This is a genomic window from Algoriphagus ornithinivorans (genome assembly GCF_900115305.1).
GTDB lineage: Bacteria > Bacteroidota > Bacteroidia > Cytophagales > Cyclobacteriaceae > Algoriphagus > Algoriphagus ornithinivorans.
This window is the reverse complement of the sequence record NZ_FOVW01000011.1, coordinates 25,334-47,124: the sequence shown is the minus strand read 5'-3', so window position 1 is coordinate 47,124 and position 21,791 is coordinate 25,334. Positions and strand designations below refer to the sequence as shown.

The following is a 21,791-nucleotide window of genomic DNA, read 5'->3' as shown; positions in this document are numbered from 1 at the left end:
AGACTTCAGGTTCGAAAGATCAACAAATTCCGTGGAAGCCTGTTATCTTGCAAAAAAATCTGATTTTTAACCAAAACGAAAATCATGGAGTGGATTACTGCCAAAGAATACGAAGATATCACCTACAAGAAGTGTAATGGGGTTGCTAGAATAGCATTCAATAGACCTGATGTAAGAAATGCTTTCAGGCCCAAAACGACAGCCGAACTTTATGATGCTTTTTATGATGCTCAGGAGGATACCTCTATTGGAGTTGTTTTGTTGAGCGGAGAAGGACCTTCCTCCAAAGATGGAAAATGGGCCTTTTGCTCAGGAGGTGATCAAAAAGCCAGAGGACATCAGGGCTATGTAGGAGATGATGGGTATCATCGCTTAAATATCTTGGAGGTGCAGCGTTTGATTCGCTTTATGCCAAAAGTTGTGATTGCAGTAGTGCCCGGTTGGGCTGTAGGAGGTGGACATAGTTTGCATGTGGTTTGTGATTTGACTTTGGCAAGTAAAGAAAATGCAATTTTTAAGCAAACAGATGCTGATGTTACCAGCTTTGACGGAGGTTATGGTTCAGCTTATTTGGCCAAAATGGTTGGACAGAAAAAGGCAAGAGAGATATTTTTCTTAGGTAGAAACTATTCTGCCCAAGAAGCTTATGAAATGGGGATGGTGAATGCAGTTATTCCTCATGATGAATTGGAGGAAACCGCTTACCAATGGGCCCAGGAAATATTAGAAAAGTCTCCAACTTCCATCAAGATGCTCAAGTTTGCCATGAACCTAACCGATGATGGCATGGTTGGGCAGCAGGTTTTTGCAGGAGAGGCAACACGCTTGGCTTATATGACAGAAGAAGCCAAAGAAGGAAGAAATGCCTTTTTGGAGAAAAGAAAGCCGAATTTTAAGGATATTAAGTGGATTCCTTAAGGAGATTCTCCCGCAAAGTGTGAAAGAGGCAAAGACTAGTAGGAAGTAGGCATTAGGCAGTAGTTAGTAGGCAGTTTTGGAAAAGCTGAAATTAGAAGTCAGAAGGCTGAAAAACGGTAGTCTAAATAATCCGTTTTAAGAACTAATGAAGGTAGTTGGCAAACTTAGATGCTCGTGAACTAATAATATTGCCGTAACCGCAAGGTTTAACATTTTGGAAACGCACAATTCGAGATGGCGGAAGTATAAAATGGAATCGACGTTTTGGTCACCCTGAGCGGAGTCGAAGAGTCCTCTTACCTCCAGACTATCGTTATCTGCCTGCACGGACAGATACATAAGATTGATTGTTATTAGTTATTGAGTTATTAAGGCCCCTCGTAAATCGTAATTCGTAAAACAAAAATCTCAAAATATGTTCAAGTTGAATCCAATGGACAGCTTTGGAAAAACAATTTGAAATAAATGATTCTTCTTACTCTCTGTAGTTATTAAAATGCTCGCTGCGACGTCGCGCCTCTGCGTGATTTTTCTCAAAAATTAAGTAAGAGGTAATTCCGTAAATCGTAATTCTAAAATTAAAACTAGTCAGGGCTTTCGTACTTCCCATGTTTTCTCATGCCGCTACCTTCAGAACCGGTTAGTGCATCGCCCATATCTTTCCTAGCTTCTTCAGCATAGCCTTGTAGCTTGGCTAGCATTTCCGGGTTTGCTTCGGAGACATCCTTACTTTCAGCAGGATCTATTTCCAAATTATAAAGCTCGGCTTTTTCCAAATTTACATGCGTGTATTGAACGGGGATTCCATCATTTCTCAAGACGGTTCCTTCTGGCAAAGTTCTATAGCGGTGGGGAAAAACAAGTTTCCATTTTCCATAAATCACTGCTTGTAATTCGTTTCGGTTATAGTAGGCAAAATAAGGCTTTTCCTCCTGCTGCTCTCCCTGAATCATGGGCCATATATTTCTTCCGTCAATAGGAAGTTGAGGCATATTGGAACCTGTTATCGCAGCAATTGTGGGTAAAATATCCACGGTCATAGCTGCCTGATTTTGAACAATTCCTGATTTAATTTTTCCAGGCCAAGTGAAAATGGCAGGAACTCGAATTCCTCCTTCCCAGGAAGTGCCTTTGCCTTCTCTCAATCCTCCAGTCAATCCTGCATGACCTCCATAAGAAAGCCAAGGACCATTGTCTGAAGTGAAAATTATCAAGGTGTTTTCCTCCATGTCCAATGCTTTCAATTTTTTTCGGATTTCACCTACGGACCAATCAATTTCCATGATTACATCTCCATACATTCCCTGAGGCGACTTTCCTTGGAATTTTTCAGATACGTAAAGAGGAACATGAGGCATGGAATGGGCCAGGTAAAGGAAGAATGGCTGATCTTGATTTCTCTCAATGAATTCCAGTGCTTTTTCCGTGTATCGACTGGTAAGCAAACTTTGATCATCCATGATTTCAAGAGTGGAATCACCTTGAATCAGTGGCAAAGGAGGGTAATAGTCTTTAGCCTCAGGATGATGAGGCCACATATCATTGGAATAAGGTAATCCAAAATAGCTATCAAAGCCTTGTTTGCCCGGTAAAAAAGGTTCTAAATGACCCAAATGCCATTTACCCACCATGCCTGTGGCATAGCCTTGTTCTTTGAGTAATTCAGCGATAGTAGTTTCATCTGGGTTTAATCCATGCTTGGCAGTATGGTCCAAGGCTCCAAAGATTTCCAATCGATTGGCATAAGCTCCAGTCAACAAAGCAGCTCTTGAAGCAGAACAAACTGCATGAGGTACATAAAATTGCGTGAATTTTGCCCCATCTTGAGCCATTTGATCCAGATGAGGAGTTTGCCATTCTTTTGCTCCATAGCTTCCCAAATCGCCGTAGCCTAGATCATCTGCAAAAATTAAGACGATATTTGGTTTTTGGATAGGCTCTTTAGCTTCTTCTTTTTGGCAGGAAAAACAGAATAAACAAGAGAATAATAGAAGTGCTAGGGTCGATTTCAAGGCTGTTATTTTTTACTTATAAAAACTTCAGTTTTACTTATTTTTTTCCAGATATTTTGTCCAATTTTTTCTCCTTGGGCTACTCCTTCTTCGATCGCATCTCTAAAATGAATACCCCCATATAATCGAGAAATGGCAGCTTCTTCAGATGCTTGTAAAAAGGACTGAAACTGTCTTTCAGGTAAGCCGAAGTAAATTTCTGAGGTATCCAGAAACTCAAAATCATGTCCAAAATAACCCGTTAATACTACCGCAGAGGCTCGAGAGATCACGGAGTGACCAGAGGTGAATTCCGGAAAAGGGGGAGTTTGAAGCAATGGCTTCCACCTTTGGTCCAATTCTCTGTTTATGACTGTTTCAGGACGTATTCTGTCTGTTTCATATTTGGCCTTCCAGCAGGAAATGAAGGCATCATGCAAAGTCATTCCAACTAAAGCATGAATGTATGCAGTTTCTGCAAAGCTTAATTGCTGTTTTTCTGCCGCAATTCCAGTGATTCCGATCCAGTGTCCTCCTGGAGATATTTTTTTAACACCCATCGCCATGTGTCCGGAAAATTCTACCATAAAAGGATTGCAGTCCCAGAAATTGGCTATGAGTTTTTGTTCCTCATTCAGGTTTTTAACTGTTTGATAAACCTCCATCAATTGGGTACGAAAGGAACTACCTTCCTTCAAATCATAAGTAGCCATAGGATTTGGAGAAAACTGGTTCAGGTCCTGAATGTAAAAAGTTTTAATAGTTCTCCATTCTGGTTCAACAGCACCCATATAAGCTGGAGGAGTGGGGTACCAATTGCCAGCACCTTCCTTGGGGCTATATCTGGTTAGTGTGGGAAGTTCAAGATAACCATCTGATTTGGCCTGGGCTAGAACCGAATTCGCAACTGTTTTAGCAAAGGTGATGTGCGCCTCCAGTTCTTTCTTTTTGAAAAGTTTGTTTTTTAGAGCAAAATCCACCCATTTCTCTTTCTTTTCTTTCAAAAGATAACCTGAAGGCATAATACTTTCACCTACCAACAGCATGGCATAAATTGCTGAAAACTCGGGTGAACTGACTGGATCTTTTTCTAGTTCGAGACTATTTAGCCGAGATGGTTCAAGCAAATCCGGATGTTTGAATTCCTTTCCTTGCTCTCTAATAGCCAAATAGGTGGCTAGATTGGAATAGGCGTAGATTCTAGCAGCTACCGGAGGACTTGCCACGTCCGTGACCATCACTTCAGTTAGATGAAATAGCTGTTCCTTATAGGTCTTTGGCCAATTCAAGGATTGCGCTTTTGCTTGATTTAGGCCAACTGCGAATAGAAGAATGATAATCAGTTGCTGGGCTTTATTTCTCATGGTATTGATAAAGTTCTAAAGCTTGTCCATGAATCCCAAATAGCAAGAATTTTTTCCCTGCCACTTCAATTGATAAAATCGACTTAATATCTCCTTTAATTGCCAAACCTGATTCAGTTGGGTAGGTAGTTTGGAAATCTCCTTTTCCATTGCCTTTTAGCACTAATCCTAGCCCGGCATCTATATTGCCAATCCGAATCCTTGTTAACCTTTGATTGCCACCCAAGAGCAAATCTGTATAGCCATCCTGATCAAAATCCCCCGTTTGAATTTGAAAAATGGGAAAGGCTTGAGCTAAAGTTGGGAGTTTCTTGGCAATGAAACCGGTTCCTGTGTTTTCAAAAACATATGAGCTTAGACTGTTGGCTTCTAAAATTTGAGCAGCTTCCAAGTCTTTCTGCGAAAATAAATCTTGCAACTTAGCATCAGCATAACTCTCATAAGTAGTGAATTTGCTCCTCATGGAGACCATTTGATCCAGTAATTCATCCCGGCTTGCAAAAGGATATACCTCATCCCCTATGTAGCATTCCAAAATCGGATCTATTGAGCCATTTTGATCAAAATCAGAAGCATAGAGCCTGAGCTTTTTTTCATCGTTTACCTTGAACTGAGAGTTGTTGCCAAAATTTCCGGCGAGGATATCCAGATCCCCATCACCATCTAGATCTGTAGCATGAAGTGCAGTCCACCATCCTGATATATGATCCTTAAAGTATTGATCTGTTTGGTTTATAAATGATTTTCCTTGCTGATTAATCAAAACGGTAATAGGCATAAATTCTCCTGCGATCACTAAATCCGGAAATCCATCCTCATTCAGATCTACATTAATACTAGTTTGAATCAAGCCCAACTTTCCGTTTTGAGGGAGATATTGATCTGTTTGATCTGAAAATACTCCGCTACCATCATTGATTAAGACTTTACTGAGAGGTATTTCAGGGTATCTTCCGGGAATCACTTTTCCTCCGACAAACAAATCCAAAAATCCATCTTGGTTGATGTCCAATGCTTGGGCAGTGCCAGTTGATAGGGTATAGGCTGTGAAGTTTTTTTGAAGGCTTAATTTACCTGTTCCATCATTAAGATAAAGTCTGTCCTGAAGTGCCTCATCACTACTTAGATAATCATGATAGCCTCCACTTCCAATAAATAAATCCAGCCAACCATCAGCATTAAAATCTTCAAAAATCGCAACTGCATCAGTGAATTCCTCGGAAGATCTAAACCCTTTATAATTGGACCAAGTACTTCCGTCAAAGCTAAAAATCATTCCAGACTGACCTTTGGTGCCTCCGATAAAAATTTCAGGAATACCATCTTGGTTTAGATCTCCCTTTGCCAAAACAGGACTAATAGCCCCAGGCATAACAGTCATCAAGGGTTGTCTTTTGAAATCATTGAATCCAGTGGGTTTTGGCTTGAAATCAGGTAGCTTCTCTACTTTGCTGAAGAAGGTTTTTGAAATAGCAGCTTTCGGATGGGGAGTAATAGCATTGCTGTAGCTTAAGGTATTTATGCTGTTGACTTTGGGATTTTGGATGGTTTCAACTTTACCATCAGGCCAAGAGATCAATACCGAATCAACACTTAAGTTTTCTCCCAATCCAAAATGAACTCTATATGTACTGCTTGACTGAAAGCCTCGGACTACCTGATGTTCTTGAATTTGCTGGCTTCCTTTACTAAATACTTTGATTTCGGAGCCTAGCCCGAAAGGGTTTAATTCCGGACCTTGAAGCCGGAACTGAATCCAGTTTCCTTTCTTCCCGGTATTTTCAAAGATTCCTGCTGTTTCATTCAGATTACTGACAATCAAATCCAAATCTCCGTCATTGTCCAAATCCGAATAGGCAGCTCCACTGGAAAATCCTTTTTCCTCAAATCCCCAATCATTTGAGCGGTTTTTGAAATTCAGATCACCCAGATTTTGAAAGAAATAATTGGAAATAGGAGTGGAGCTCATGGAAGTTACTAAATGCAAAGTGTCGGCTTTTTGATTTGCTACGGCCTGTTTGAAATAATAGTCCCCTTTATACTTTAAAAAGTCCCTATTGGTGTAGTCTCTGAAATATCCATTGGTGACCATCAAGTCCTTAAAGCCGTTGTTGGTAGCATCAAAAAACAAGGCCGACCAAGACCAGTCGGTATTTGATATTTCTGCCAATTGACCTACTTCTGAAAAAATCCCATCTCCCAAATTAAGTTGGAGCATATTTCTCATGTTTTGATGATAAAAGCCTTTTTTGATCATCAATGCATATTGCTCGTAGTTTTCCGGACCATAGAGGAGCTTTTGTCTTCGGTTATCTTCCGGTAGCATGTCCAAAGTGTAGATATCTTTCAACCCATCATTGTTGATGTCTGCTATATCAGCTCCCATGGAAAAGTGTGAAATATGCTGAAAGTAGGTGGTTAATTCGTCCTTGAAGGTGCCATCCTTTTGATTAATATAAAGGTAGTCGGGCTCTATGTAATCATTAGTGACTAGAAGGTCTGTCCATCCATCTCCATTGATATCTGAGGCAATGACTGCTAATCCAAACCCTAAGGCAGAGCCTTTGATGCCCGCTGATTGACTGATGTCTGTAAATTTTCCATTGTCATTTCTATACAGCTTGTCGCCTGCGGTTGGATGTCGCAGCAACTTGACTTCATCAAACTCTAACTCATTAATGACTTGGATATGGTGATTAAGTAGATATAGATCCAAATCACCATCTCTATCAAAATCGAAGAATAAGGCTTGAGTAGAATTGGAAGGGTCCGCTATACCATATTCCTCTGCTTTTTCTTCGAATTCAAAGCCACCTAGATTGATCCAAAGTTCATTTTTTCGGCTTTGCTCATCACCTTTTCCCGAGTAGGAGACGTAAATATCCAGCAAACCATCAGCATTGATATCTACCATACTTACCCCCGTTGCCCAAGAGTTTTTTCCTCCAATTCCAGCTGACTTGGTTAAATCTTCAAATTTCAGACCTCCTAGATTTTTATATAACCTATTGGGTACCATATTTCCAGTAAAGAAAATATCATCCAGTCCATCATTGTCCAAGTCGCCGACAGCCACTCCGCCACCATTATAGAAATATTCATATCGGAGAATATTGTTGTATTGATCTTCGGTCAGTTGGTTTTTAAAATTGACCCTGGATTTGCTGGCTTTAAGCTGTTGGTATTTTGCCTCGAAATTTTCTTGAGCATGCCCTGAAATGGATAAGAGGCAAAGTCCCATGAGCATCCAAAAAAGTGACTTAGAAAAGATCTTTGAATTATTGGTGCTCATGGGAATAATACTTATCCTAATCTGCTGATTACATCTTCAAAAAGCTGTTCATTGACCACTGCTACTCCTCCCATTAATCCCACATCTTGCCCAAGCTGATAGAGAGCCAATTGAGATTTTTCTCTTGATTTGGCCATGCTGTAGATATTTAATGCTTGTTGAATTGGCGTGATCAAATATTGGTTGGCTTCAGCCACAGATCCACCTATAATGATCAATTCTGGATTGAGCAATTGGATCAGCATAGATATTCCTCTTCCTAAATCCAAGCCAGCCTCAGAAAGAATAGTGATTGCTCTTTGATCTCCTGCTAATGCAGCTTCTACCACGATTCCAGGCTCCAGTTCCCCTTCGTGGTCTCTTACCATTCTTGCTAGAATACTATCTTTGTCCAGTTTGATGGCTTCCTCTGCCATCTTTACAATGGCTGTTCCTGAAGCAACCGCTTCCAAGCATCCTTTCTTTCCGCATATGCAGGTTACATCTCTAGATTCGAAGATCGGTGAATGAGAAAATTCACCTGCAAATCCAGATGCTCCTCTGTAGATTTTACCATCGATGATAATTCCCAAACCAATTCCCCAACCAACGAAAAGGCCCAATACATTTTTGTAAGAATGATTGGATCCAAACTTGAATTCAGCGAGAGTCATGGCTCTTGCATCATTTTCCATGAAAATCTTCTTCTGGAATCTGGATTCAAAGTTTTCCAATAAAGACTTTTTGCCAAAGCGGAAATAAGTATAATTGATACCCCCTATAGAATCCACTAGGCCTGGCATAGAAATACCGATAGCAATGATTTTGTCCGACTCTATTCCCGTGTTGGCTAAATAATGATCTATGATGTCACAGATTTTATCAAAAGTTTCCTTTTCATTATCTAAAACAATCTTGTGGCTTTCTTTGGCTACTGCTAAGGTATGATTGCAGGAATAGAGCCCAAGATTCATATTAAACTTTGAAAGATCTACAGAAAGGACATAGAAAGCGTCCTCCGCTAATCTGTACAGATCAGGCTTTCTTCCTCCTTGAGATTCTGCTCGACCATGCTTGATGACTTCTCCCGAACTCATCAAGTCTGTGAGTAGGGAGTTGACGGTAGGAAGTGAGATCCCAACCTCATTGCAAATTTCACTGGCTGTATTTGCTCCTTTGAGATATAGGTTCTTAATGATCTTTATCTTGTTGAGATAACTCTTGATTTCGACTACTCCCTCCATCTTTTCGATGAGGGCATTTGGATTTATTAGGTTCATAGATTCAAGTTGTACCTGAAATAAGGGAATTTTTAGGTTTCAAAAAATACTTTTTTAAAAAAATTAGAAAATGATTCAAATTTTAACGCTGCAAAATCAATTTATTTTTAATTGATTGATATTTGACTAAAAGATTTAGAAAGGTTTCGGGTTTGGGTAGACCTCTTTATATTGGATTAAAAAAAGATGAGGCTGTCTTTGAACAAAGACAGCCTCAAAAAGAATTATTAAGTATGCGTCCGTAGCTCAATCACCCTTAAAATAAACTAATCTAGTTGAAAAAATGCTCTATCGGACTAGCTTAAATAATCATTCTAATTTACATATAAATACTTGAAATACAAATAAATGCATTATAAATTATTGAATATGCGTTTAGTTTTTTGTAAGGTTTTCGATTTTTTTTGCTATTTCTTCTGCCTCAGCCATTAATTTATCAGCTGCAGTTCTATTAGAGTGGGAGATCTTGTGTGCTTCTTCCAATTTCTTTTTGTACAAATCCTGAAGTTTTTCAGCTTCGGATTTCTTCTTAAATAATCCAAACATATCTAGTCTTTAGGGGTAGAACACGAGAGGATTTAAAAGGTTTTAAAACCGAATGAATGAGGCTGATGGATCTTGAGTTCGACTGTCTCCTTCTACGATCTCATCATTTTTGTAATTGATCAAATCTTCCAATCTACCTGCGGAATTATAATATCTCCAAGGACCTTCTCTTTTTCCATCTTTCATCGCACCTTCTGAAGCCTTTCTTCCATTCTCATGATAGAAAATCCATCTGCCATCGGCTTTGCCCTCTTTATAAACTCCCTCAGATTCTTTTTTGCCATTTATATAGTAGGTGATTCTGGTCCCGTCTCCATCCTTTAAGGTACCTTTATCATACGTTTTGGAACCATCATAGGAATTGTATTCCGAGACATTCCATAGACGGCCTTCTTTCCAGAATTCTTCTTGGGTTAATTGCTTATTGTCATAAAATAATCCCCAGATTCCGTCTTCAAAACCCAATTTGTAGGATCCAACGGTCTTCAATTGTCCACCATCATAATAATAGACCCATTGCCCGTTTTCCATTCCCAATTCGTATTCACCTTCTGCGATCAGGATGCTGATTTTATTAAAGTATTTCCAAAGACCTGTTTTGACATCATTTCTATATTCACCTATAGAGAATAAAACCCCGTCAGGAAAATAACTTTTCCATACGCCGGTTTTCATACCGTTGGCATATTGCCCTTCGACAGAAACTTTTCCGTCCTCGTAAAATTCTTCGTATTTACCTACTGGAACTCCCAGCTCATAGGTTTTTCGCTTAGCTACATTTTTGTTGGGGTAATATTCTTCCCAAGTTCCAACAGCGATACCATTTTCATAGGTCTCAATTCTTGCAAGTCGTTTATTCAGATAGTAGTATTTCCAAGTTCCGATTCTATTCCCATTTTCATTGTAGAATTCTTCAGCTTCAATAGTTTTTGTGTCAGGAAAGTATCTCACCCAGGGGCCGACTTTTTTTCCCATTTTGTATTCTCCTGTTTCAAGTACATAATTATAGGAGGAGAATGCAGTGTATTTTCCATCAAGTTTTCCTTCGGAATAAGTGGCTTCTATTAGGAGTTTTCCATCTACGTCATACTCAAAAAATGGCCCGTCTAGTACTCCTTTTTTATAAAACTCTCTTCTTAAAACTTCACTAGAAGGATAATAATAAATCCATTGACCGGATTTTTCACCTTTTTCATATTGCCCCTCTGTAAAGATTGCTTTGGGATCCACAAAATCTGGTTGGCCTGTACTACCAAAGTACTCCACATATTTTCCAACTATCAGACTGTCTTGAAAAATCAACCTCCTTTTAAGAAAACCATCATTATCATAAACCTCTGCCGGGCCAAAAAGAACTCCATTTTTATACTCTGCTTCTAACATTTTTTTTCCATTGGGAAAAAATGAAACCCAAACGCCTTCACGTATATCGTTTTCAAATTTTCCCCTAGTTAGAAGGGCATTGTTTTTTGGATTGTAGTAATTCCATAAGCCTTGTTTTTTGCCCTGCTTAATCACACCAGTGGCCATGATGCTGGAATCCGGACTGAAGATTTTTACTAATTCGGTTTCTTGGGCAAAAAGTGAAGAATTTATAAAAAGGAAAAGGATGATTAGATATCTCATAAATTATTTGTCATGATCTGGCTAGAGCCAAATATCGGGGAGAACTAATTTGAATGATTCTTAGTATTCTACGAACAAATAGAATTCCTGTTTAAAAATAACCTATTTCTGCTTCTTTGCCAGAAATGTCTGAAGGGAGTTTAGAACTTTTCTAATTGCCTCTGTCCAATCTTTTTGATTTTGGCTAAGAGCAGAAGAAACAGGTAAACTTTTAAACCATTGAATATAGTTAAGGTTTTCGTTTTCCGAAAACTCCTCTAATAACAGTTCGGAATATTCCCAAGGGCTGCTTGTCCAAGATCTCTGAAAGTCAAGTTCTTCTAGACCCCAGTCGGTATGTGAATTTGTTCCGCATAAAACAAAAAGATAAACTCCTTTGCCAAACCAATTGAGCAAGCGAATATTTAATCCTTGCTCTAGGTCAAAATCTCTAAAAATATCCAAGACTTGATAGGGAAGGCCCATTAAATCTTGGCCTTGGGCTAATTTTTTTCCTTTGACTTTGCAGTGGTATAGACTAAGCTCACTTTTCGGGAATTCATCGCCAACAGCTCCAAGAACTTCCCAAAACTGATATTTCAACTGATTCTGTCTTCGGATTAAATTTTCATCAGCCCAAAGATCCAAATCCAGTTTATCTGATTTTTTATCCATTACCAATTTAGCAGAGCGGAAGCCCAAGTAAAGCCAGATCCAAAAGCAGCCAAACAAATGAGGTCGCCTTCTTTGATTTTTCCTTGTTCCCAAGCTTCACTTAATGCAATTGGAATAGTTGCTGCCGTTGTATTTCCCATATGCATGATATTGTTGAAAACTTTCTCATCCGGCAATTCCAATTTTTGCTGAATGTATTGGCTGATTCTCAAGTTAGCCTGGTGAGGCACTAATAAATCTATGGCTGATTTATCCAATTGATTATGTTTCAAAGCCTCTTGAATAACTTCCATAAAACGTACCACAGCATGTTTAAATACAGCGTTTCCGTTCATCCTTAAAAAGGTGCTTCCTGATTCCAACATTTCCGGAGAAAGCCTCACCTCTCTACTACTTCCTGGGTCTTTACAATAGAGCTCCTCCGCATACTTTCCCTCTGAGTGTAAATGGGTAGAAAGAATTCCTGGTTGATCAGATTCCACAGCTCCTAGGACTACTGCACCGGCACCATCTGCAAAAATGACTGAACTGGATCTTCCTTCATCACTTTTATCCAAGGCAGAGGATTGTATTTCTGCGCCTACTACCAAAATCTTTTTGTACATGCCGGTTTTTATAAATTGATCGGCGATGGAAAGCGCGTAGATAAATCCAGAACAAGCATTTCTGATGTCAAGCGCTCCAATTTCTCTAAAGTTGAGTTCTCGCTGTAGTAAGACTCCATTTCCGGGAATAAAATAATCTGGAGTGATGGTAGCAAAGACGATAAAGTCTATTTCCTCTGCTGTGACATTAGCTCTTTCAAGAGCCTTAATCGTGGCAGCTTTGGACATGGAAGTGATGGTGTCTACTCCTGGAGTAAACCAATGTCTGCTGTAAATTCCGGTTCTTTCAACAATCCACTGATTGTTGGTGTCCATCATTCCTGCAAGATCTTCGTTGGTTACAACACGCTCAGGTACATAATGGCCTACACCTAATATTCTGGATTTTTTCATGTGATTATTCTTTTTTTTCAATCGCCATGCCGTCCTGCCAAATGACAGATTGGATCTCGTATGAATAATAATCACATCTGTACAGGTTATTTTGGGTCATACTCGATTATGGCAAATTTGGGTCAATACTCGAAAAGGAGACCTAAATATCGTGACTTAGGCGCTTTCTACAAAAACCATCAAAGCCTCATTTGTTTACCCGAAAAGGGTATAATTCCCAAATTGATCCATGGGAGAGGTTCTTTTGATGATAGCCGGACTATCATTCTTCACTGAATTAACCATAGGGGAAACAGTAAAGCTGAGCATTTTTTCAGCCTGATATGGCTTCAGCATAGCAAGAAGCTCTTTTTCTTCGGTATAAGAGTCCAGCCATTTCTTTTCATCTTCCCGATTTAAAATGACAGGCATCCTGTCATGCACTTCAGAAACCAATTCGTTTGGAGAAGTGGTCAAAATCAAAAAAGTATGGTGATTTTCTCCATTGATATTTTCATACTCTTCCCAAATTCCAGCAAAGGCAAATAACTCATCATCCCTCATGGTAAACCGATAGGGAATTTTGGTTTTCTTTCCCAATTGTTTCCATTCATAAAAGCCGTCAGCTGGAACCAGACATCTCCTTTGTTTAAAAGAGGTTTTAAAAGAAACTTTCTCATGCACTGATTCTGCTTTTGCATTGATCAGTTTTTGAGCGACTGGTTTATTTCTTCCAAATTCAGGTGTGATTCCCCAATAGAAAAATGAAAATCCCTTTGGACTTTGGGAAGTGATTACCGGCAAAAGCTGAGTTGGGGCAATATTATACCTAGGGTTGAAATCAGGAAGCATTTCTGCCTGAAACCTTTCTTCCAATTCAATTTTGCTTTTGCTTAGAGAATATCTACCACACATGATTTGTCATAATTTGCTGGAAGTTAGATATCCATCCCTATAAATTCAAATGCTCTTTGCTCAGAATAGTAAGGAATTGAATTATTTCCTGAAGAAAATCCCACATGACCCCCATATTTTGGGAATTCGAAATAAACTTTTGGAATACTTTTTCCCAATTTTTCAGGAAAACAGCGCTCGCTTAGGAAGGGATCATTTTTAGCATTCAAAACCAAAGTAGGCACATCAATCTGATCCAAAAAATGGATAGATGAATTAACCTCATAATATTCCTCTGCATCGCTGAAGCCATGTAAAGGTCCAGTGAAATAATCATCAAAATCGCTGAGAGTTTTGATGTTTTTTAAAAAATGAACCGGGATTTCCTCAGGATGTGTTTCTGCCTTTTTCATAACCTTTTCTCTTAGCGATTTGAGAAATCTTTTGGAGTAAAGGATGTTTTCGCCTTCTGATATCTTTTTGCTGCTGGATGAAAGGTGAAGCGGAACTGAAACAGCCACTCCATTTTTGATTTTTGGATTGTTGTCTTTTTGTTCTCCTAGATACTTTAATGTAAGGTTTCCTCCTAAGCTGAAACCAATAAGACTGATTTGATCATAATGCGGCATTGAGTGCTTCACTACCTCATCCAAATCATAGGTTGCTCCGGAATGATAAAATATTGCCTGTTTATTGAGCTCTTCTCCGCAACCCCTATAATTCCAAGTGAGCACATCAAAGCCATTTTTGAAAAATATTTTGGCCATACCCAACATATAGGGACGGGAACTGTTTCCTTCCAAACCATGACTGATGATGACTAAATGGGAGGAGTTTTGCTTATACCAATCCAAATCCAGAAAATCTCCATCGGCTGTTTTAATTCGCTCCCTTTGTCCGTTTAAGAGCTCTATTTTGCGAAAAAGGGCGGGGTAAATAGTTTCTAAGTGGCCATTAAACAGCCACTTAGGCCTTTTGTAGTTGCTTTGGGTAATCAGAGGCATACAATTTAATGTATTATCTATGGCTTCAATCAGAGGGGAAAATACTAGTTTTAAATTTGAATAAAGACATTATAAAAACTATTTTTGGACACTTTAAAAACGAACTAGCGCGCAATAACCTATGGCCGAAGTAATAAGAATGCCAAAAATGAGCGACACCATGGAAGAAGGGGTGATCGCTGCATGGTTGAAAAAAGTCGGAGATTCTGTAAAACCAGGAGATATTCTGGCGGAAGTAGAAACTGACAAAGCAACTATGGAGCTTGAATCCTATGAAGAAGGTGTGCTCTTACATATCGGAGTAAAAGAGAAAGATTCAGTTCCTGTAAACGGCATCATCGCTGTGATCGGGGAGAAGGGGGAAGACTTCGAGCACCTGTTGAAGGATAACGGAGGCTCTGATGAAAAGAAAGAAGAAGCTCCTAAAGCTGAAGAGAAAAAGACTGAAGAGAAAAAATCTGAAGACAAGCCTAAAAAGTCTTCGGAGAAAATAGATACATCCAATATAGATGCTACGGTGATTACCATGCCGAAGATGTCTGATACTATGCAGGAAGGTACTATCGCTGCATGGCTGAAGAAAGTTGGAGACAGTGTGAAATCTGGCGAAATCATCGCTGAGGTGGAGACGGACAAGGCTACCATGGAATTGGAGTCTTATGAAGACGGTACACTTCTATATATAGGAGTAGAAGAAGGTGACAGTGTACCAGTTGACGGTGTAATTGCTGTAATTGGTGCAAAAGATGCTGATTATGAAACTCTGCTGAAAGCTCAAGAGCAATCAGATGAGCCAGAAGAGGAAAAGCAGGAAGAAAAAGAAGAGAAGAAAGCTCCAGAATCTAAGAACACTGAAGAATCAAAGTCAACTAGCAGTAGCTCTGTGGCAAGTCCTTCTCCAGTAACTTCTGATGGAGATCGTGTTAAAGCCTCACCCTTGGCAAAGAAAATTGCTGAAGAAAAAGGAATTGACATCCGTCAGGTAGCTGGCTCCGGTGATGGAGGAAGAATCATCAAAAGAGATGTAGAAAACTTTGTTCCTACTGCTGCTCCGGCTGCTTCTGCTTCTGCATCTGCTGTAATGCCTTCGGTTGGTCAGGAGAGCTTCACAGAGGAGAAAGTTTCTCAGATGAGAAAAGTGATTGCGAAGAGACTTGCAGAAAGCAAATACTCCGCGCCACATTTCTATTTGACCATGGAAATCAATATGGACAAAGCCATCGAAGCTCGTAAGAGCATGAATGAGGTTTCTCCAGTGAAAATTTCCTTCAATGACATGGTGATTAAAGCAAGTGCAGCAGCCTTGCGTCAACATCCTAAAGTGAATTCAAGCTGGTTGGGTGATAAAATCCGATACAACGACCATATCCATATCGGAATGGCTGTTGCGGTTGAGGAAGGACTTTTGGTTCCTGTTATTCGTTTTGCAGACAGCAAGTCATTATCTCAGATTTCCAACGAGGCAAAAACTTTGGGTGGAAAAGCCAAAAACAAAGAATTGCAACCTAAAGATTGGGAGGGTAACACATTCACAATTTCCAACTTAGGGATGTTTGGTATCGATGAGTTCACGGCTATCATTAATCCGCCTGATGCCTGTATCCTAGCTGTAGGAGGCATCAAAGAGACGGTAATTGTGAAAGACGGTCAAATGAAAATCGGAAACATCATGAAAGTGACTCTTTCTTGTGACCACAGAGTAGTAGATGGTGCAGTTGGGTCAGCTTTCTTACTGACTCTAAAAGGCCTATTGGAAGATCCGGTCAGAATATTGATATAAATTATCTGTCAAAAAGTCCTGTTTTCAGGACTTTTTGCTTTTAGTATGGTTATTGGAGAAACGGATTTGAGAAGACGCTGAGAGTTTTAAGAAAACTCGAAGTCAGCAGAGTCATCTTTATAAGCAAGAAAACTTTTAATTCATGGAAAGAATCAAATCAACCACCGTTGTAGCTATCAGGCACAATGGGGAAACAGTAATAGGTGCAGATGGACAGGCCACTTTGGGAAATACGGTAGCCAAAAGTAGTGTAAAGAAAATCAGAGTGCTGCAAGGAGGGAAAATTGTAACAGGTTTTGCTGGTTCAACAGCTGATGCATTTACCTTATTGGAGAAGTTTGAAGAGAAGCTTGGTGCTTTTGGCAATAATATGAAAAGAGCCGCTGTTGAGTTAGCCAAAGAATGGAGAACAGACAGAATGCTTAGCAAATTGGAAGCGATGATGATTGTTGCTGACAAGGAGGATATCTTGATTATCTCTGGCACTGGAGATGTGATTGAGCCGGATATGGAAATAGCTACTATTGGTTCGGGATCCATGTTTGCGCAGTCAGCTGCAAGAGCAATGAAGAAATTTGCTACCCATCTGTCAGCTGAAGAAATGGTGAGAGAAAGTCTCCATATAGCTGCAGATGTATGTATTTATACGAATCATAATCTGGTGGTGGAAAAAGTGGGAGACTGATAATTTTCGCCTAAGAATTTTGACCGGGACATGTTCCCGGTTTTTTTATGCCAATATCTTAAACCCAAAGTCACTTTTGCGTGTTTACCTTTTGTACTTACACCTGAAAAATGGAAACAGCAACAGTGAAAAAGACCAACAAGAAGGATTATAGAAAGCTAATTCTGGAAGGTTTTGTAAATCATGTTTTAGAAAATGGAACTGCTCCTAATTCGATCTTTAAGTTCGCAAAAGAGCTAAAGATGAAAGAGGCAGATTTCTACACTTATTTCACCTCCTTTGATGCAATCAAATCAGCAATCTGGGTTCAGATTTTTGAGGATACCATCAGCCAGTTGGAGGCTCAAGAGGTATACAGGGAATATTCAGCCAGGGAAAAATTTCTCGGTTTTCTCTTCACTTGGATTGAGGAGCTCAAGAAAAACAGGTCCTATTTATTGAGTCTGTATGAGCACAGAAGTAAAGCAATGAATCCAATTCCTTCAGAATTGAAGGAGTTCAAAGAAAAATTCAAGGATTTTGCTGGAGACATCATTATGGAAGGGAAGGAAACACAGGAGATCGCTAACCGCCCTGTGATTTCAGATCGCTATGATGAGGCCTTGTGGATTCAGGTATTGTTCGTTTTGAAATACTGGTTGGATGATAATTCTCCAAGATTCGAAAAAACAGATGCCGCTATCGAGAAGTCTGTCAACTTGGCTTTTGACCTAATGGGAAAAAGTGCCCTAGATAGCTTCTTAGACTTTGCCAAATTTTTATACCAAAACAAATAAACCATGGCTGAAAATGTGAAAGAGCAGGAAGCGATACCAGTTTCCAAAGTGCAGAGAGCGGCTAAATTCATTTCTACCGGTGCGAAGGTAGGAGGGAATTATGTGAAGCATTATGCCAAAAAAATGGTTAACCCAGCTTTGGACAAGGAATCCTTGCATCAAAGTAATGCCAAAGATATATATGATTCATTGAGTCAATTGAAAGGTTCTGCCTTGAAAGTGGCTCAAATGATGAGTATGGATAAAAATCTTTTGCCACGGGCATATCAGGATAAGTTTACCATGGCTCAATATTCTGCGCCACCATTATCCTATCCATTAGTAGTTAAGACATTTCAACAGCATCTGGGAAAAACTCCTGATCAATTGTTTGATACCTTTACCAGATCCGCAGTGAATGCTGCTTCCATTGGCCAGGTGCATCAAGCCACTAAGGGAGATAAATTGCTCGCTGTGAAAATCCAGTATCCAGGGGTAGCTGATTCAGTCGGGTCTGACTTGAAACTTGTTCGTCCTTTTGCTTTGAGATTACTAAACATGAATGAGAAGGAACTGGATCATTATATGGCTGAAGTAGAAGAGAGGCTGTTGGAAGAGACGGATTACGTTTTGGAAGTAGAGCGATCCAGAGAAATTTCAAAAGCCTGTGAGCATATTCCAAACTTGAATTTTCCTACCTATTATGATGAACTGAGTGCTGATCGCATCATCACCATGGATTGGATTCAGGGAAAGCATATCAAAGAATGGCTAGAGACCAATCCTAGTCAGGAGGCTAAAAATCAAATCGGTCAAGCATTGTGGGATTTTTACCATCATCAAGTTCACAACTTAATGCAGGTACACGCAGATCCACATCCAGGTAATTTCATCGTACAGGAAAATGATGTTTTGGGGATTATAGATTTCGGATGTGTAAAAGTGATCCCGGAAGAGTTTTACCATGGATATTTCTCTTTGATCAAAAAGGATTTATTGATCAAAGAAGAAGAGCTGAATCAGATTTTCTATGACTTGGAATTTATTTCCGACAAAGATACCGAGCAAGAAAAAGTCTATTTCAAAGGAGTATTCAAAGAAATGATTTCCTTACTGGGTAAGCCATTTCATGTTGAAAAGTTTGACTTTGCTGACGATGGCTTCTTTGAGCAAATATTCATGTTGGGAGATAAAATCTCGAATGATAAGATGTTTAAGAAGTCTAGGCAAGCGAGGGGTTCCAGACATGGATTGTACATCAATCGAACCTACTTCGGATTGTATAATTTGCTAAATCAGTTGCAGGCGGAGGTTGTTACGACCAAACCTGATTGGTTGAAATAATTAATGAAAGGCGCTGATTTCAGCGCCTTTTTTTATACCAATCCTTTTTCGCGGATTCCCATTCATCTGCGAGTAAACGATAATAAATCGTATCTCTTCTCCTTCCGGAGCAAAGGAGTGTATGACTTCTCAATATGCCTTCCTCTCGAATTCCCATAGCAAGCATGGCTTTTCTTGCGGGAGTATTCAATACATCAGTTTTCAATTCTACTCTCAGCATTTTTTGGACTTCAAAAGCATACTCGAACATCAGAAATTTGATCTGCCTATTATAACCTATTCCATGAAAGTCCTTTCCCAGCCAGGTCCACCCAATTTCTACTCTTTTATCTCTGGGAGAGAAGTTTCCAAAGGCGCTGGATCCTATAGGCAGTGTGCTTTCTTTATCGATTATTGTGAACTGCAGTCTTTCGCCAGAAAATGTGGGAGCAGCCCAATCCTCAAAATCTTCCGGGCTACTTAAATTATGGGTAAAATAATTCCAAAGTGATTTTTCTCTGCTTAAATCCAATAGTAAAGGAAAATCCTGCCGAGTCATGGGCCTCAGCAGGATTTGTTCATTTTCTAGAATTACATTTTCTAGCATTAGCCTAATACTTCTTTTAGGGTTTGATTAAAGATGGCTACTTCCTCGGGAGTTCCCGTGGAAATTCTGCACCAGTCGTTCAAAGGCGGAAAAGGTCTTCCAATGATGATTCCTCTGTCCGCAAAGGTTTTATTTAATTCCCCAATATCTCTTCCAGATTGGAAGAATACAAAATTGGCATGTGAATCCAGGTAAGGTAGTTTCAACTCATCCAAAGTCTTGGTAATGGAAGCTTTTACTTCTTTATTACTTTGAATTGAAAAGTCGTAAAACTCGTTATCCAAAAGTGCTGCTTTGCCAGCTTCAATAGCCATAATATTGGTATTGGCCACCACCCGGTCTCTCAGTTTTTCGGCAATTGCAGGCCTTGCCACCATGTAACCAAGGCGGATACCTGCCAGTCCATAAGCTTTGGAGAAAGTTCTGGAAACGATGACATCTTTTCCTTCTTTGACTAATTCCACCATAGATGGATAATTAGGTTCTGTGATGTAGTCATAATAGGCCTCATCACTAAAGACCACTGTTTTCTTGCTGACCGTATTACAAAAATCCTTTACACGGTCTGCAGGTAATAGTTTTCCTGTTGGGTTATTAGGATTACAAAGGAAAACCAATCTAGTCTGATAAGAAACCCGCTTCTCAATTTCATCCAGATCAAAGTCCAAATCCTTGGTCAAAGGAACCCATTTGATATCCGTTCCCCACAATTCGGCATAGCTCATCATGGATAAAAATGTAGGAGCGCATGAAATGATCTCACCACCTTGCCCGAAAGTGATTCCTGCCACTTTGAGTCCTTCTGTGGATCCTGCTACCATGACAATATGATCCTCAGTAACGCCTTCTTTATCAGCGATCATCTTCACTAAATCCCCATTGTAGGCCCACGGATATCTGCATCCTAGATCAAAATTGTCCATCATTGCCTTTCTCATTTTCTCAGAGGGGCCGTAAGGATTTTCGTTTGAGCCTAATCGAATTGGACCTTCTAATGGTCTGGGATTAAACTTTTTTATCTCCTCAGCACTTAGCTGAGTACTTATACCCGTTCCAAATAAGGCCAAGCTTCCGCTCATTCCGGCTTTTTTTAACCAAGATCTTCTTGAAATTCTTGTCATCTTCTCATCATTTTTTTAGTAAAATACCAACTTTTGTTGATCTCTTTTATGAAAATTACATTTTCGGTGTCTCTTTGTTAAAAATAAGTTTTATCCTGAAAATATTCAATAAATAAAATTTCATTTTAATAAGTTGCATATAAACAGAATTATTTTTTAAATTATAAGACAAGCACATCAATCCCTAAACTATGTATAATATGAAAAAGCTGTTATTTTTCTTGGTTTGTGGGTTGCTTTGGTTCTCAAGTCTTAGGGCCCAGCAAACTCAGTATATGGTATTCGAATTTATCAAGGTAGAAAATGATCAAATCTTTGATTACATCGAGTTTAAAGATTTTATGGAAAAAGTTTACCGGCAGGCTCTCAATGATGATCAAATCAATGGATGGGACTTCTGGGCATTACAGTCAGGAGGAGATCAAAGTGATTTTCAATACATCATGATTACTTACTTTGATGACCCTGTTAAAATGATGAACGGATTAGAGGAGAAAAGAATGATAGAGTACACAAAAATCGCCTACCCTCATCTCAGTGAACCACAAGTGCTCAAGCTATTTGAAAATGCACTTTCGATGAGAGATATGCCCATGAGACTTTATATGAGAGAAATTGTAAGTACTGATGACAGTTTCCAAATGAAACCCGGAGTGCTGGCCTCTTTTGACTTGATGAAGGCAGTAGAAGGTAAATTCAACCAGTACGAGCAAGCTGAAATGGAAGTGTTTAAACCCATACACCAGAATAAAATTGAAAAGGGTTTGATGGGACACTGGAGCTTTCTTCGAACAGCATTGCCGCAAGGTTCTCAAGCAAAGTCAACGCATTTGACCATGAATATGTATAAGGATTATATGCAGTTTTTCAATGCTCAAGCTTATGAGGACTTAGAGCAAACCGCTGAGGAAAGAAAAGCTGTCAATGAAGGTTTGAACTCAAGAGATCAAAAGTGGGTTTACCTAGCAACATTAGAAAATGTAGTTCGCTAATCA

Annotated in this window: 18 protein-coding genes; 6 read left to right on the top strand and 12 right to left on the bottom strand. The window is 39.4% G+C overall.

Annotation, left to right across the window (positions count from 1 at the left end; all coding sequences use genetic code 11):
• Positions 1-84: 84 nt before the first annotated feature.
• Positions 85-918 (top strand): 1,4-dihydroxy-2-naphthoyl-CoA synthase, encoded by an 834-nt coding sequence (locus BM073_RS15740; RefSeq protein ID WP_091655297.1) that lies wholly within the window; start codon positions 85-87, stop codon positions 916-918.
• Between the two features lie 584 nt (positions 919-1,502).
• On the opposite strand, the gene BM073_RS15735 is transcribed toward BM073_RS15740, so the two are convergent.
• From BM073_RS15735 to BM073_RS15695, 10 genes are all read right to left on the bottom strand, one after another.
• The gene (locus tag BM073_RS15735; RefSeq protein ID WP_091655296.1) at positions 1,503-2,930 is read right to left on the bottom strand and encodes a sulfatase family protein; all 1,428 of its coding nucleotides are present in this window, start codon (positions 2,928-2,930) and stop codon (positions 1,503-1,505) included.
• A 5-nt stretch (positions 2,931-2,935) separates the two neighbouring features.
• Positions 2,936-4,273: a vanadium-dependent haloperoxidase gene (locus tag BM073_RS15730; protein WP_091655295.1), complete on the bottom strand. Its 1,338-nt coding sequence runs from the start codon at positions 4,271-4,273 to the stop codon at positions 2,936-2,938.
• Entirely contained in the window at positions 4,263-7,565 is a 3,303-nt protein-coding gene (locus BM073_RS15725) for a VCBS repeat-containing protein (protein ID WP_091655294.1), read from the bottom strand. The genes BM073_RS15730 and BM073_RS15725 overlap by 11 nt, the downstream gene beginning before the upstream one ends.
• Before the next feature lie 11 nt (positions 7,566-7,576).
• Positions 7,577-8,824: an ROK family transcriptional regulator gene (locus tag BM073_RS15720; protein ID WP_091655293.1), complete on the bottom strand. Its 1,248-nt coding sequence runs from the start codon at positions 8,822-8,824 to the stop codon at positions 7,577-7,579.
• A 375-nt stretch (positions 8,825-9,199) separates the two neighbouring features.
• On the bottom strand, positions 9,200-9,370 hold the full coding sequence (locus tag BM073_RS17985; RefSeq protein ID WP_139217514.1) for a Lacal_2735 family protein: 171 nt from the start codon (positions 9,368-9,370) through the stop codon (positions 9,200-9,202).
• A 42-nt stretch (positions 9,371-9,412) separates the two neighbouring features.
• Entirely contained in the window at positions 9,413-10,996 is a 1,584-nt protein-coding gene (locus BM073_RS15715) for a toxin-antitoxin system YwqK family antitoxin (RefSeq protein WP_091655292.1), read from the bottom strand.
• Between the two features lie 102 nt (positions 10,997-11,098).
• Positions 11,099-11,650: a hypothetical protein gene (locus BM073_RS15710; RefSeq protein ID WP_091655291.1), complete on the bottom strand. Its 552-nt coding sequence runs from the start codon at positions 11,648-11,650 to the stop codon at positions 11,099-11,101.
• The gene (locus tag BM073_RS15705) at positions 11,650-12,648 is read right to left on the bottom strand and encodes a 3-oxoacyl-ACP synthase III family protein (RefSeq protein ID WP_091655377.1); all 999 of its coding nucleotides are present in this window, start codon (positions 12,646-12,648) and stop codon (positions 11,650-11,652) included. Before BM073_RS15705 ends, BM073_RS15710 begins: the two co-directional genes overlap by 1 nt.
• A gap of 195 nt (positions 12,649-12,843) precedes the next feature.
• Positions 12,844-13,542 (bottom strand): SOS response-associated peptidase, encoded by a 699-nt coding sequence (locus tag BM073_RS15700; protein ID WP_091655290.1) that lies wholly within the window; start codon positions 13,540-13,542, stop codon positions 12,844-12,846.
• A gap of 23 nt (positions 13,543-13,565) precedes the next feature.
• Complete coding sequence (locus BM073_RS15695; protein WP_091655289.1) at positions 13,566-14,525, bottom strand: YheT family hydrolase; 960 nt, start codon at positions 14,523-14,525, stop codon at positions 13,566-13,568.
• Positions 14,526-14,646: 121 nt separating this feature from the next.
• Here BM073_RS15695 and BM073_RS15690 point away from each other — a divergent pair, with 121 nt between their 5' ends.
• From BM073_RS15690 to BM073_RS15675, 4 genes are all read left to right on the top strand, one after another.
• A complete protein-coding gene (locus BM073_RS15690) occupies positions 14,647-16,305 on the top strand; it encodes a pyruvate dehydrogenase complex dihydrolipoamide acetyltransferase (protein ID WP_091655288.1) in 1,659 nt (552 codons plus the stop codon).
• Between the two features lie 142 nt (positions 16,306-16,447).
• Entirely contained in the window at positions 16,448-16,990 is a 543-nt protein-coding gene (gene hslV / locus BM073_RS15685; protein ID WP_091655287.1) for an ATP-dependent protease subunit HslV, read from the top strand.
• A gap of 110 nt (positions 16,991-17,100) precedes the next feature.
• Positions 17,101-17,766 carry a TetR/AcrR family transcriptional regulator gene (locus BM073_RS15680; protein ID WP_091655286.1) on the top strand — a complete coding sequence of 222 codons (666 nt, stop codon included), beginning with the start codon at positions 17,101-17,103 and terminating at the stop codon, positions 17,764-17,766.
• Positions 17,767-17,769: 3 nt separating this feature from the next.
• A complete protein-coding gene (locus BM073_RS15675) occupies positions 17,770-19,089 on the top strand; it encodes an ABC1 kinase family protein (protein WP_091655285.1) in 1,320 nt (439 codons plus the stop codon).
• 19 nt (positions 19,090-19,108) lie between these two features.
• On the opposite strand, the gene BM073_RS15670 is transcribed toward BM073_RS15675, so the two are convergent.
• Both BM073_RS15670 and BM073_RS15665 read right to left on the bottom strand, forming a co-directional pair.
• Positions 19,109-19,675 carry a GNAT family N-acetyltransferase gene (locus tag BM073_RS15670; protein WP_091655284.1) on the bottom strand — a complete coding sequence of 189 codons (567 nt, stop codon included), beginning with the start codon at positions 19,673-19,675 and terminating at the stop codon, positions 19,109-19,111.
• On the bottom strand, positions 19,675-20,796 hold the full coding sequence (locus BM073_RS15665; protein WP_091655283.1) for a pyridoxal phosphate-dependent aminotransferase: 1,122 nt from the start codon (positions 20,794-20,796) through the stop codon (positions 19,675-19,677). Before BM073_RS15665 ends, BM073_RS15670 begins: the two co-directional genes overlap by 1 nt.
• 200 nt (positions 20,797-20,996) lie before the next feature.
• On the opposite strand from BM073_RS15665, the gene BM073_RS15660 reads away from it, so the two are divergent.
• A complete protein-coding gene (locus tag BM073_RS15660) occupies positions 20,997-21,788 on the top strand; it encodes a hypothetical protein (protein ID WP_091655376.1) in 792 nt (263 codons plus the stop codon).
• Positions 21,789-21,791: the final 3 nt, after the last annotated feature.